This window comes from Blastococcus sp. SYSU DS1024 (assembly GCF_054050795.1).
Map to the genome: position 1 here is coordinate 17,485 of NZ_JBJHAA010000028.1, position 12,680 is coordinate 30,164.

12 protein-coding genes and 1 tRNA gene are annotated in these 12,680 nt (G+C 74.2%); 9 read left to right on the top strand and 4 right to left on the bottom strand.

Annotation, left to right across the window (positions count from 1 at the left end; all coding sequences use genetic code 11):
* Positions 1-193: 193 nt before the first annotated feature.
* The 3 genes from dusB (at position 194) to ppdK (ending at position 4,643) form a co-directional block, all read left to right on the top strand.
* A complete protein-coding gene (gene dusB, locus ACI79S_RS18890) occupies positions 194-1,357 on the top strand; it encodes a tRNA dihydrouridine synthase DusB (protein ID WP_456594982.1) in 1,164 nt (387 codons plus the stop codon).
* Positions 1,354-1,794 carry an Rv0361 family membrane protein gene (locus ACI79S_RS18895; RefSeq protein WP_456594983.1) on the top strand — a complete coding sequence of 147 codons (441 nt, stop codon included), beginning with the start codon at positions 1,354-1,356 and terminating at the stop codon, positions 1,792-1,794. The genes dusB and ACI79S_RS18895 overlap by 4 nt, the downstream gene beginning before the upstream one ends.
* A 149-nt stretch (positions 1,795-1,943) precedes the next feature.
* Positions 1,944-4,643: a pyruvate, phosphate dikinase gene (ppdK, locus tag ACI79S_RS18900; RefSeq protein WP_456594984.1), complete on the top strand. Its 2,700-nt coding sequence runs from the start codon at positions 1,944-1,946 to the stop codon at positions 4,641-4,643.
* Between the two features lie 59 nt (positions 4,644-4,702).
* On the opposite strand, the gene ACI79S_RS18905 is transcribed toward ppdK, so the two are convergent.
* Positions 4,703-5,575, bottom strand: coding sequence for a metal ABC transporter substrate-binding protein (locus ACI79S_RS18905; protein WP_456594985.1), 873 nt, complete (start codon positions 5,573-5,575; stop codon positions 4,703-4,705).
* A complete protein-coding gene (gene aztD / locus ACI79S_RS18910; RefSeq protein WP_456594986.1) occupies positions 5,572-6,858 on the bottom strand; it encodes a zinc metallochaperone AztD in 1,287 nt (428 codons plus the stop codon). The genes ACI79S_RS18905 and aztD overlap by 4 nt, the downstream gene beginning before the upstream one ends.
* Before the next feature lie 210 nt (positions 6,859-7,068).
* Here aztD and ACI79S_RS18915 point away from each other — a divergent pair, with 210 nt between their 5' ends.
* From ACI79S_RS18915 to ACI79S_RS18930, 4 genes are read left to right on the top strand one after another with little or no spacing between them, the layout of a single operon-like run.
* Positions 7,069-7,692, top strand: a complete 624-nt coding sequence (locus ACI79S_RS18915) for a YdcF family protein (RefSeq protein WP_456594987.1) — start codon at positions 7,069-7,071, stop codon at positions 7,690-7,692.
* Between the two features lie 11 nt (positions 7,693-7,703).
* Positions 7,704-8,183, top strand: a complete 480-nt coding sequence (locus ACI79S_RS18920) for a hypothetical protein (protein ID WP_456594988.1) — start codon at positions 7,704-7,706, stop codon at positions 8,181-8,183.
* On the top strand, positions 8,132-10,069 hold the full coding sequence (dnaG, locus tag ACI79S_RS18925) for a DNA primase (RefSeq protein WP_456594989.1): 1,938 nt from the start codon (positions 8,132-8,134) through the stop codon (positions 10,067-10,069). The genes ACI79S_RS18920 and dnaG overlap by 52 nt, the downstream gene beginning before the upstream one ends.
* A complete protein-coding gene (locus ACI79S_RS18930) occupies positions 10,066-10,620 on the top strand; it encodes a hypothetical protein (RefSeq protein ID WP_456594990.1) in 555 nt (184 codons plus the stop codon). Before dnaG ends, ACI79S_RS18930 begins: the two co-directional genes overlap by 4 nt.
* Positions 10,621-10,633: 13 nt before the next feature.
* On the opposite strand, the gene ACI79S_RS18935 is transcribed toward ACI79S_RS18930, so the two are convergent.
* Positions 10,634-10,864, bottom strand: a complete 231-nt coding sequence (locus ACI79S_RS18935) for a hypothetical protein (protein WP_456594991.1) — start codon at positions 10,862-10,864, stop codon at positions 10,634-10,636.
* 116 nt (positions 10,865-10,980) lie between these two features.
* On the opposite strand from ACI79S_RS18935, the gene ACI79S_RS18940 reads away from it, so the two are divergent.
* A tRNA-Asn gene (locus ACI79S_RS18940) sits at positions 10,981-11,053 on the top strand.
* On the opposite strand, the gene ACI79S_RS18945 is transcribed toward ACI79S_RS18940, so the two are convergent.
* Complete coding sequence (locus ACI79S_RS18945) at positions 11,027-11,359, bottom strand: hypothetical protein (RefSeq protein WP_456594992.1); 333 nt, start codon at positions 11,357-11,359, stop codon at positions 11,027-11,029. The genes ACI79S_RS18940 and ACI79S_RS18945 overlap by 27 nt on opposite strands.
* A gap of 67 nt (positions 11,360-11,426) precedes the next feature.
* Between ACI79S_RS18945 and ACI79S_RS18950 the strand changes: the two genes are divergently transcribed.
* The gene (locus tag ACI79S_RS18950; protein ID WP_456594993.1) at positions 11,427-12,566 is read left to right on the top strand and encodes a hypothetical protein; all 1,140 of its coding nucleotides are present in this window, start codon (positions 11,427-11,429) and stop codon (positions 12,564-12,566) included.
* The last annotated feature ends 114 nt before the right edge of the window (positions 12,567-12,680 follow it).

A 12,680-nucleotide genomic window follows, 5' to 3' on the forward strand; every position in this document is an offset into this window, starting at 1 on the left:
CGTCTCCGGGACGCGCCCCGCCCAATCTGTGGACCGGCGCCGGCCGGGGGACGGCGTGCGGCTCGAGTCGCACCGCCGACCGTCGACCCGGGTCGTGGCGCGGCTGGACGGACGACCAGGCGGCTCGACCCTGCTGGCGGCTCACCCGGCCGGGCGGCGAAGGTGACAGGCGTCGCCGCCTACGCTGGGTTCCGTGACCGCCACGCTCGAGCCGACGACGACGGCGCCCCTGCCGCCGCTGCGGCTGGGTGCGCTGACCGTCGACCCCGCCGTCGTCCTCGCGCCGATGGCCGGCATCACCAACCCCGCCTTCCGCACGCTGTGCCGCGAGTTCGGCGCCGGCCTCTACGTCTGCGAGATGATCACCACGCGGGCGCTGGTCGAGCGGAACGAGAAGACGCTGCGCATGATCCGCGCGACCGCGGACGAGAAGGACGCGTTCTCCGTCCAGCTCTACGGCGTCGACCCCGCGACCGTCGGGCGGGCCGTGGAGATGCTCGTCGACGAAGACGTCGCCGGCACCCGGCCCGCGCACATCGACCTGAACTTCGGCTGCCCGGTGCCGAAGGTGACCCGCAAGGGCGGCGGCTCGGCGCTGCCGTGGCGCCGGGTGCTCCTGCGCGACATCGTGCGCGCGGCCGTGCGGGCGGCCCGCGACGTGCCGGTCACCATCAAGACCCGCATCGGCATCGACGCCGACCACGTCACCTACCTCGACGCCGGCCGGATCGCCCAGGACGAGGGCGCCGCCGCGATCACGCTGCACGGCCGCACCGCCGACCAGCTCTACAGCGGCACCGCCGACTGGGCACCCATCGCGCGGCTCGTGGAGGCCGTCGACATCCCGGTGCTCGGCAACGGCGACGTCTGGGAGGCCGACGACGCGCTCCGCATGGTCGCCGAGACCGGCTGCGCAGGCGTCGTCATCGGCCGCGGCTGCCTTGGGCGGCCCTGGCTGTTCGGCGACCTGGCCGCCGCCTTCGCGGGCGAGTCCCGTCGGGCGCTGCCGACCATGGCCGAGGTGGCCGCGATCATGCACCGGCACGCGACGCTGCTGGCCGAGGAGCACGGCGAGCGCCACGGCTGCAGCGACTTCCGCAAGCACGTCGCCTGGTACCTCAAGGGCTTCTCGGTGGGCGGGGACGTGCGCCGGGCGCTGGCTATGGTCAGCAGCCTCGACGAGCTGGCCGGGCTGCTCGCGGGCATCCCCGACCAGCCCTACCCGACCGCCGTCCTCGGTGCGCCGCGCGGCCGGACGAGCACCCCCCGCCCCGTCGCCCTGCCCGAGGGCTGGCTCGCCGACCGGGACGACCCCCGCCCACCTGTGGGCGCAGAACTGGAGACGAGCGGCGGATGACGCAGGGACCCTTCCTCTACGACGACGACCCCGCGCCGCTGCACACCGGCACGCCGCGCAGCCGGCAGGGCTGGCTGATCGGCGGCCTGGTGGCCACCGTGCTGGTGGCCGTCGGCATGGTCGGCGTCCTGTACCTGGTCCGGGGTGGCCCCGCCGACCAGGCCACCGAGGTCACCGGGGTGTTCCTGGCGGCGCTCGCGAACGGGGACACCGAGACGGCGTACGAGCTGCTGTGCGAGGACGAGCGCGCGCGGCTGGACGCCACCGGCATGGCGGCCGAGTACTCGCGCCCGGGCGGCGCCGAGATCGTCGACGTCGAGGACGACCCGGGCGAGGGCGCCCGGGTGCAGCAGGTGACCGTCCGCTGGGACGGCGGCGGATCGGCCCAGCTCGCGGTGGTCAACGAGGACGGCCCGCGCATCTGCGGCATCGACTGACCCGACCGCGGGCCAGGGCTCGCGCCGGCTGCCCTCGTACGCCAGGATCGACGGACGCCGTCGCGGTGGACGTTTAGGACGTCTGCTCCGCGCGGCAATGTCTCCTCTGGTGGATCGGCCCCGGAGGGCTGACGGATGCGGAGGTACGGGTGGCTGACGGGAAGTGGGTCTACGACTTCAGCGAGGGCAGCAGGGACCAGAAGGACCTGCTCGGCGGCAAGGGCGCCAACCTGGCCGAGATGACCAACCTGGGCCTGCCCGTGCCCCCCGGCTTCACCATCACGACCGACGCCTGCCGGTACTACCTGCAGCACGGGAGCACCCCGCCGGAGCTGGACGAGCAGGTCAGCGAGCACCTGGCGGCGCTGGAGAAGTCGATGGGCAAGGCCCTCGGTGATCCGGCCGACCCGTTGCTGGTGTCGGTCCGGTCCGGTGCCGCGGCGAGCATGCCGGGGATGATGGAGACGGTCCTGAACGTCGGCCTCAACGACGACTCCGTCCAGGGGCTGGCGGCGCAGTCGGGCAGCGAGCGCTTCGCCTGGGACTCCTACCGCCGGCTGATCCAGATGTTCGGCAAGACCGTGCTCGGCATCGACGGCGCGCTCTTCGACGACGCCCTCGACGCGGCCAAGGAGGAGCAGGGCACGGATCTGGACCTGGATCTGGACGCCGGGCACCTGCGCGACGTCGTCGCCCGGTTCAAGGCCATCGTGCGCGAGCACACCGGGCACGACTTCCCGCAGGAGCCGCGGGAGCAGATGGATCTCGCGATCAACGCCGTCTTCGACTCGTGGAACTCCGACCGGGCGATCATCTACCGCCGGCGCGAGCGCATCCCCAGCGACGCCGGTACCGCGGTGAACGTCTGCGCCATGGTGTTCGGCAACCTGGGCATGGACTCGGGCACGGGCGTCGCCTTCACCCGCGACCCGGGCAGCGGCGAGCAAGGGGTGTACGGCGACTACCTGCAGAACGCGCAGGGGGAGGACGTCGTCGCCGGCATCCGCAACACCGTGCCGCTGCGCGACCTCGAGCGGATCGACGCGGACGCCTACGGCGAGCTGATGGGCATCATGAGCCGGCTGGAGTCGCACTACCGCGACCTGTGCGACATCGAGTTCACCGTCGAGCGCAACAAGCTGTGGATGCTCCAGACCCGCGTCGGCAAGCGCACGGCGGGGGCGGCGTTCCGCATCGCGACCCAGCTGGTCGACGAGGGGCTCATCGACATGGACGAGGCGGTCCGCCGGGTCACCGGTGACCAGCTGGCCCAGCTGATGTTCCCGCGGTTCGTCTCCGGTGGCGACGCCCAGCAGCTCACCCAGGGCATGAACGCCTCACCCGGGGCGGCCGTCGGCCGGGCGGTCTTCTCCTCGGAGGCGGCGGTCGAGTGGGCGCAGCGCGGGGAGAAGGTGGTGCTGGTCCGCCGGGAGACCAACCCCGACGACCTCTCCGGCATGATCGCCGCCGAGGGCGTGCTGACCAGCCGCGGTGGCAAGACCTCGCACGCCGCCGTCGTCGCCCGGGGCATGGGCAAGACCTGCGTCTGCGGCGCCGAGGAGCTGCGGGTCGACACCAAGGCGAAGAAGTTCACCGCGCCCGACGGCACCGTCGTCGAGGAGGGCGACGTCGTCTCCATCGACGGCTCCACCGGCAAGGTGTGGCTCGGCGAGGTCCCGGTCGAGCCCTCGTCCGTGGTCCGCTACTTCGAGGGCGAGATCGACCCGGCGTCCGACGACGCGGACGACCTGGTGAAGAGCGTGCACCGGATCCTGACCCACGCCGACGAGAAGCGGCGGCTCGGCGTGCGCACCAACGCCGACACCCCCGAGGACGCCGCCCGCGCCCGCCGCTTCGGCGCCCGCGGCATCGGCCTGTGCCGCACCGAGCACATGTTCCTCGGGGACCGGCGGCAGCTGGTGGAGAAGCTGATCCTCGCCGACGGCGACGAGGAGCGGCAGGCCGCGCTGGACGCCCTGGAGCCGCTGCAGAAGCAGGACTTCCTGGAGATCTTCGAGGCGATGGACGGACTGCCGGTCACCGTCCGGCTGCTGGACCCGCCGCTGCACGAGTTCCTCCCCGACCTCACCGAGCTGTCGGTCCGGGTCGCGCTGGCCGAGGAGCGCGGCGAACCCGACGAGGGCAACCTGCGCCTGCTCGCGGCGGTGCGCCGGCTGCACGAGTCCAACCCGATGCTGGGGCTGCGGGGCGTGCGCCTCGGGCTGGTGGTGCCCGGGCTGTTCGCCATGCAGGTGCGGGCCATCGCCGAGGCCGCCTGCGAGCGGAAGCAGGCCGGGGGCGACCCGCGGCCGGAGATCATGATCCCGCTGGTGGGGGCGGTGCAGGAGCTCGAGGCCATCCGCGAGGAGTCCGAACGCGTGCTCGCCGAGGTGTGCGAGGCCTGCGGCATCGACCTGCGGCCGCTGATCGGCACGATGATCGAGGTGCCCCGCGCCGCGCTCACCGCCGGCGAGATCGCCGAGTACGCCGAGTTCTTCTCCTTCGGCACCAACGACCTCACCCAGATGACGTGGGGCTTCTCCCGCGACGACGTCGAGGCCGCGTTCTTCCACCAGTACCTGGACAAGGGGATCTTCGGCATCTCGCCGTTCGAGTCGCTGGACCGCGACGGCGTCGGCCGGCTGGTGCGGATCGGCGCCGAGAGCGGCCGGGCGGCCCGGCCCGACCTCAAGCTCGGCATCTGCGGCGAGCACGGGGGCGACCCCGACTCGGTGCACTTCTTCCACGAGGTGGGCCTGGACTACGTCTCCTGCTCGCCGTTCCGGGTGCCGGTGGCCAGGCTGGAGGCCGGGCGCGCCGCGCTCGGCGGAGGTCGCGCGGGTTCCTGACGACGGCGGCCCGGAGGCACCCCGGACCGGCGGGGCCGGCCGGGGGCCCGTGCCGGCCTTCAACCGGCGCAGCCGAGCCCGCGGCGCAGGGCGGCGAGGTTGGCCGCCATGAGCTCCGGATAGGTCTCCTCCGCCTGCACCCGCTCGACCGGGTGCAGCACGTCGGTGGCCAGACCCAGGTCGGCCGCCAGGGTCCGAGCGACGCGGTCCCCGGCGGTGGCCTCGAAGAAGACGGTCCGCGCACCGGTGCCGGTGACCTCCTCCGCGACCTGCCGCAACCGGCTCGGCGAGGGCTCGACGTGCGGGTCCAGGCCCGCCACCCCGATCTGCCGCAGGCCGTACCGGTCGGCGAGGTAGCCGAACGCCTCGTGGGAGGCGAGCAGGGTGGCCCCGCGACAGGGCGCGAGGGTGTCGGCGTACTCCCGGTCGATCTCCCCGAGCGCGGCCGCCAGACGCTCGGCGCCCTGCCGGTAGGCGCCGGCGTGACCCGGGTCCGCCTCGGCGAACTCGCCGGCCACGCGGCGACCGAGGTCGGCGAGCCGGGTGGGGTCGAGCCAGAAGTGCGGATCGGCGCCCTGGTCCGCCAGGGCGGCGGCGTCCACGACGTCCCCGGGGCGCTCCTGCTCGAGGACGGCGTCGACCGCCGGCTGCAGGCCGCCCGACTGGTGGACCACGACGTCGGCCTCGGCGAGGACCGCGACGTCCCGGGGCGCCGGTTCCAGCCGGTGGCTGTCCCCGCCGGGCGGCACCAGGTTGGTGACCTCCACGTGCGGACCGCCGACCTCCTCGCTCACGTACTCGAGGGGGTAGGAGGTCACCACGACGTCCAGCCGTGCGTCGTCGGCGCCGTTCGCCGCACCCCCGCAGCCGGCCAGCGCGGCGACCAGCCCGGCCGCGACGAGGCCGAGCGGCAGCGCCTCCGGCCGGATCACTCGCCCTGCTCGCCGTGCTCGTGGTCCTCCTCGTGCGCGCCGAGCGCCTCGACGTCCCCGGAGACGCCGGCGAGCTCGTTGGGCGTGACCTCCAGCTGCGCCGACTTCCACACCTCACCGCCCTCGACGTCGACGGCGTGGATCTCCCGCGTGGCGGGCTCGGTCACGTAGGCGATCCCGTCGACGACGACGACCTGCGGGTGGGGGTCCTGCCAGTTCTCCGACTCCTCCCACGGCCCGGTGACCTGGATGGAGTTCGTGACGGTGCCGGTGACCGGGTCGATGACCTGCAGCGCGCCGTCGTAGGTCAGGACCAGACCCTCGCCGTCCGGCCCGCGGCCGAAGGAGCGGTACCAGTACGGGGCCGGGAGGTCGACCAGGCGCAGCTGCGCGGTCGTGGTGTCGATCAGCGCCACGGTGCTGGAGCGGTCCTCCGCGCTGCGCTCGTAGTCGCCCAGCACGATCGGGGAGCTCTCGGTGCCGAACTGGTTGCCGATGCGGCCGTACTCGTCGGGGCTGTCGATCTTCACCAGCTCGCCGCCGGTGTACAGCACGGCGCCGTCCTGGCAGCCGATGACGACCGCCTCGTCGGCGGCCACCGTCTCGCCGTGCACGGCGGGGCAGTCGTCGCGGGCGGCGATCTCCTCCCCGTCCGCGTCGAGGATCCGCACGCCGGAGCGCTCCTCCTCCGTACCGTCGGAGACGAGCATCGTGCCGTCCTCGAGCTCCACCGCGACGCCGTGGTGGGCCGCCGGCGTGGAGAACGAGCGCGCCTCGCGGTCCGGGTCGGCGAGGTCGGCGCTGTCGAACGCCGTGACCTGCCCGGTGCCGTCGTCGAACAGCACGGTCCGCCCGGCGTGGGCGACGACGTGCCCGGGCTTCTCGGCGGGGAGGACCACGTCGGTCAGCTCGGGCTCGGCCGCGTAGTAGTGCTCGTGGTCGCCGTGCGGCTCGGCCCAGGCGCCGCCGTCGAGCAGGCGGACGCCCTGCTGCGTCGACACCAGGAAGTGGCGGCCGTCGCCGGCGGCGTTGAGCCGGTTGAAGCCCTCGAGCGGCTCGTCGGCGAGCACCTCGAGCGTCTCGCCGTGCAGGACCAGGAGGCCACCGTCGTAGGTCAGGGCCAGGCGCGGCGAGCTGGCGCCCAGCTCCGCCGGGCCGGTTGCGGTCGGCGCGGTGCCGGCCGACGCCGGCTCGCCGCCGTCGGTCGACGCGCAGCCGGTGGCCAGGGCGAGGGGCAGGGCGGCCGCCAGGGCGGCCGCGCGGAGGGAGGGGAGCGGAGGCACGGGTGCTCCTGTCGTTCGGGGATCGGACGGCGCCACCGTACCTATAACGAGAATCATTCTCATATAGGAGTGCTCGTTGACCCGGCTCCGCGGTGGTGCGGGGCGCGAGGGGGCCGACAGGGCGGCGAGCCGCCGTGCGTGACCCGGGGGGCGCGCCGGTGCCCTCCCGGGCCGCCGCGCGTCGTCGTCCCCGCGTGGTACCCATGACGGGTGGGTGTGCGGAGTCTGCTGGCGCGGGTGGTCGGGGCCGGGGTCCTGGCCGCCGTGCTGCTGGTGGCCTCCACGGCGCTCGCCATCTGGTGGACGGCGCGGCAGGACGCCCGGCCGGAGTCCGACGCGATCGTGGTGCTGGGCTCGGCCCAGTACAACGGCGTGCCCTCGTCGATCTTCGCGGCGCGACTGGAGCACGCGCGGGCGCTGTACGAGCAGGGCGTCGCGCCGGTGATCGTGACCGTCGGCGGGAAGGCGACCGGCGACCAGTTCACCGAGGCCGAGACCGGCCGCGACTACCTGGCCCGGGCAGGCGTGCCCGCCGAGGCGCTGCTCGCGGTGCCCGAGGGCGTGGACACGCTGGAGAGCATGCGGGTGGTCGGCGCGGCATTCGACGAGCGGGGCTGGGAGCGGGCCGTCCTGGTCACCGACCCCTGGCACGCGATGCGGGCCGAGCGCATGGCCGAGGACGCCGGGATGGAGGCGGAGAGCTCCCCGACCCGCCAGGGCCCGGCCGTGCAGACCCGTGCCACCCAGTTCCGCTACATCCTGCGGGAGACTGCTGCCTACCTGCTCTACCGCGTGACCGGTGAGAGCGTCGCCGGCGCACCCGGCATCGGCTGAGGGAGGACGCGGTGCTCGAACTGGGCAAGGCCGGCGCGCACGGGCTGCCGAAGGGCGTCCTGCCCGTGCTCCGCGACGACCGGGTCGTCGCGACGCTGCGCTCGGCGACGTGGACGGAGGCCGCGACGGTGACGATCGACGGCTCCACGTGGGAGTACGCCCGGCACAGGCGGGAGCTCACCGGACGCAGGTCGGGTGACCCGGAAGGCACTGCACGGCTGCGGGCCCGGCAGACCTCGGCCTGGAAGGGCACCTGGGAGATCGACGTGGAGGGCGCGACGGTCGAGGTCAGGCCGGCGTCCCGCTGGAAGGGGACGCACCGCTTCCTGCTGCACGGACGCCAGGTCGCCGAGAGCGGCACCACCCCGGGCTGGACCCCGCGGGCCACCATCACCGTGGACGGCGAGCTGCCGGTGGCCCAGCAGGTCTTCCTGCTGTGGTGGGAGCACGTGATCCGCCGGCGCGTCGCGGCAGCGGCGGGGGCGGCCTGATGGCCGGCCGGGGGCGCATCCGCGCCGCGGACATCGCGCTGGTGCGCGAGCGCAGCAAGATCGACGACATCGTCGGCGAGCACCTGCAGCTCAAGCGGGCCGGTGGCGGCAGCCTCAAGGGGCTGTGCCCGTTCCACGACGAAAAGTCGCCGTCGTTCCAGGTGACGCCGAGCCGCGGGCTCTACCACTGCTTCGGTTGCGGGGTGGGCGGGGACGTCATCCGCTTCGTCCAGGAGATCGACCACCTGTCGTTCACCGAGGCCGTCGAGCTGCTGGCCAACCGCGCCAGCATCGAGCTGAAGTACGAGGACGACGGCGGCCGCCCCACCGCGGGGCCCGACCGCGCGTCGGTGGGGCAGCGTGCGCGGCTGGTCGCGGCCAACACCGCGGCGGCCGCCTTCTACGCCGAGCAGCTGGGCAGCCCCGAGGCCGCGCCGGCCCGCCAGTTCCTCGCCGACCGCGCGTTCGACCGGCAGGCGGCGCTGGACTTCGGCTGCGGGTACGCCCCGGGCGGCTGGGACGGGCTCACCCGCCACCTGCGCGCGAAGGGCTTCACCCAGGCCGAACTGGTCACCGCCGGGCTGGCCAAGGAGTCCTCCCGCGGCACGCTGATCGACCGGTTCCACCGGCGGCTGGTGTGGCCCATCCGCGACATCACCGGCGACGTCATCGGCTTCGGTGCCCGCAAGCTCATGGATGACGATCCGGGGCCGAAGTACCTCAACACCCCGGAGACCCCGCTCTACAAGAAGAGCAGCGTCCTGTACGGCATCGACCGCGCCAAGCGGGACATCGCCAAGCGCCACCAGGCGGTCGTCGTCGAGGGCTACACCGACGTGATGGCCTGCCACCTCGCCGGGGTGACGACGGCGGTCGCCTCGTGCGGCACCGCGTTCGGCGCCGAGCACATCGGGGTGCTCCGCCGGCTGCTGATGGACCAGGACGAGTTCCGCGGCGAGGTGGTCTACACCTTCGACGGCGACGCGGCCGGCCAGGCGGCGGCGATGAAGACCTTCGCGGAGGACCAGCGCTTCGTCGGGCAGACGTTCGTCGCGGTGGAGTCGGAGGGGCGCGATCCGTGCGAGCTCCGGCAGGAGCACGGCGACGCGGCCGTCCGCGACCTGGTCGCCCGCCGCACCCCGCTGATCGCCTTCGTGCTCAAGACCACGCTGGCCGGCTACGACCTGGACACCGTGGAGGGCCGGGTCGCCGCGCTGGAGAAGACCGTGCCGCTGGTGGCCCAGATCAAGGACCACGCGCTGCGCCCCGCCTACGCCCGCGAGCTCGCCGGGATGATCGGCAACATCGACGAGGCCGAGGTGCTGGAGCGCGTGCGCCGGGCGAGCGGTGACGGGGGAGGAGCACCCGCCCGGGGCCGCCCTCGTGCGCCCCAGCGCACCCCCGACGACGCCGCGGTCGCCGTCGAGCGGGAGGCGGTGAAGGCCGCCTTGCAGGCGCCCGAGCTCGCCGGGCCCGAGTTCGACGCCATCCCGCCGAACGCCTACACCGACCCCGACTACGCCGCCGTGGTGGCCGCCATCGCGGCGGCGGGGGGCGTGGGTGCGGTGACCGTCACCGGGCCGGCCTGGCTGGACGAGGTCGCCGCGCACTGCGAGCGGGAGAGCGCCCGCGCGCTGCTCACGGCGCTGGCGGTGGAGCCGATGCGCTCGGTGAGCGGCGAGTGCGACGCCGGCTACGTCAACGCCCTCCTCGCGCGGGTGCAGGAGATGGCGACCGTTCGCGAGATCACCGCCCTGAAGGGTCGGCTGCAGCGGACGAACCCGGTCGAGTCGGGGGACGAGTACATGAAGGCCTTCAAGCAGCTGATGGACCTCGAGCAGCTGGCGATCTCGCTGCGCAAGCGCGCGATGGGCGGTCTGGCATGAGCCTGCTGGCAGAGCTCCGGCGCCGGTTCGCCCGCCCGCCGGAGGAGGTGCGGGCCGCGGTGGCCGACCCCGACGAGCGGGTGCTCGCCTGGGGAGCGCTCGCCCGCGAGGCCGGCTGGCTGGTGGCCACCTCCCGCGGGCTGCGGGAGATCGGGCCGGCCGCCGGGGAGACCATGCTGCCGTGGCACGAGGTGGGGCACGCCCGCTGGGCCGCGACCGCCGACGGCGGCGGTTCCTTCACGGTCACGCCGCTCGCCGAGGTGGAGCCGGGCGTGCAGTCGCGGCTGCCGGTGGTGCGGTACGTGCTCGCGGACGCCGGCGACCTCCCCGCGGTCGTGCGGCGCCGGGTGGACCAGACCATCGTGACCAGCCGGCGCGTACCGCTGCCGGACCGGGGAGGGCTGCTGCTGGTCGCCCGCCGGGTGCCCGGTCAGGCAGTCCGGGAGTGGACCGTGGTGTTCGACGACGACGCCGACCGCGACGACCCGGGAGCCCGGGAGACCGCACGGCAGAAGCTCGCCGAGGTGCTGGCCGCCGAGCTGCCGGACTGACCCGGCGCCTGGATCAGCGCGGGGCCTCGCTGCCCAGCTGGGCCTTCAGCGTGGAGACGGCGTCGTCGGCCTTGGCCTGCGCCATGCCCGCGAGGCTCTGCAGGCGCGGGTCGTCCTTGGCGTGCTCCCAGGCGCGGCGGAGCTGCTCGTAGCGCTCGCGGCCGGCCCGCGACCCGAGGACGTAGCCAGCCCCGAATCCGGCGAGGAACGACAGCTTGGCCACGGGAACCTCCAGAGTGAACATGCGGTGAACGACGGCCACCGTACCTGCGGTGCACAACGCTTCGCCCCCCGTGAGCCGCGTGCAGGGGGCGACCGCACGTGGGGTACTCTCGTCGGGCCAGCGGTTCGCACCGCTGATCCCCCGTAGCTCAATTGGCAGAGCATGCGACTGTTAATCGCAGGGTTATTGGTTCGAGTCCAATCGGGGGAGCAACCACAGGCCCTGACCAGCGGAGACGCCGGTCGGGGCCTTCGTCGTCCGCGGGTCCGGCCGTGACACCCGGCTCCACGGGCGAGCGCGGCGCCGGTCAGGCCCGCGGACGACGTAGCGCAGCAGGACGACGCCGTTGCCGAAGCCCGGTTCTCCACCAGCTGCAGGTCGATCGGGCCGGTTGGAGTGGGCGTGCAGCTCCCCGTCGAGGAGGTGCCGGCTCAGGTCGTGGTCCGGCCCCTCGGAGCAGCCGTCCAGCGACAGCATCATCTGCACGACGATCTCATCGGTCCCGCCGGCTGCCATTCGGTGCGGCCTGTCGGCAAGGGCGCGCTGCCGCTGTCTGGGGGGACCGTTCTGCGATCCTCGCCCGGTGGGCATCGAGCTGCACGTCTTCGGGCGCGGCGACCAGGCGGCCTCGGCGCTCGCCGGCGTCCTGCGCGACCACGTCGTGGAGGAGGGGGAGCGGTTCCGGCTGGTCTCCCGCGAGGTGCGCCGAGCGGTGCGGCCGGCGTTCACCGTCGACGGCCCCCTCCGCGTCGAACGTGAGGACGTGCCGGCGGAGGTGCTCGCGCGCATCGTCGGGCCCGACGTGCTGTTCCAGGTGACCGTCCAGGACGACTCCGGGTCGACGGCCACGCTGGCCCGCCGCACCTGCACGGCCCTGGCCAAGGCCGTCGACGGTGCCTGCTACGACCCGCAGGCCGACAGCGTCGTGTGGCCGGGGTCGCCGAGACGGCGGGCAGCCGTGGTCCCGCAGGGGGGCGACCGCGTCGATGCGCTGGACCTCGAGTGGACGACGCTCCGCGCACCGACGCCCGGCACGGTGGCCGGGCTGCTGGATCTGCTGCTCGCGACGCTGCCCGAGGCGGCGCCGGTGCGGTTCGGCCCCTTCGAGCCGCTGCAGCACCGTCTCGACACCGACGGCCCGGACGCCTTCGTGCGCGCCGTGATGCAGGACGACCACATCTCCTGGCGGGCTCGGCGTCCCTTCGTCTGGGGGTACGTCGGCCGGCTCAGCAGGCGGGACGCCCCGACCGGCCACAGGCCGCTGCACCGGGTCGGCCTCAACGTGCTCCTGCCCGCGCTCGACGACCCCGCGTGGCGGGACGAGGTGGTCCACCTGTTCGGAGCCGTCGCCGCCCACCTCGGCTGCTTCCACGCCCAGGCGGCGGTGAGCCGCGGGCACCGCGGTACCGGCCTGGCCGTCGGCACCGGCACGGTGCTCCCGGCGAACCTCGCCGATGTCCACGGCTGGCGGGGGCTGCCCGACCACCCGGTCTGGCTCACCTGGTTCGGGCACCCCTACACCGCGCTGGTCGCCCCGCACCTCGGGACGGCGCCCCTCGTCCGGACGGCCGAGCACCCGGACGACGCCCGGCCGCTGCCCGTGCCCCCGGAGCTGCTGCTGTCCGGGTACCGCACCGTCTTCGGCACGCCCGAGGGCACTCCCGCGGCGCTCGTCCCGCCGCCCCTCCCGGCCTACGACCCGCCGCCTGCGCCGAGCTGGTGATCGCTGTCGTCGGCCGCCTCGGGACGCAGGGTGGCGACGCGCCCGGCAACGCGTTCCCGACCGTTCCCTGCGCCGCGCGGTCGGCCTAGCGTTTGGGCGATCGACCAAGGCGAT

What these genes read in the sequence shown, in the direction of transcription:
- ACI79S_RS18895 (WP_456594983.1), top strand. Translation starts at nt 1,354, where the DNA reads ATGACGCAGGGACCCTTCCTCTACGACGACGACCCCGCGCCGCTGCAC.
- ACI79S_RS18930 (WP_456594990.1), top strand. Translation starts at nt 10,066, where the DNA reads ATGAGCCTGCTGGCAGAGCTCCGGCGCCGGTTCGCCCGCCCGCCGGAG.
- ACI79S_RS18935 (WP_456594991.1), bottom strand. Translation starts at nt 10,864, where the DNA reads ATGTTCACTCTGGAGGTTCCCGTGGCCAAGCTGTCGTTCCTCGCCGGA.
- ACI79S_RS18945 (WP_456594992.1), bottom strand. Translation starts at nt 11,359, where the DNA reads ATGGCAGCCGGCGGGACCGATGAGATCGTCGTGCAGATGATGCTGTCG.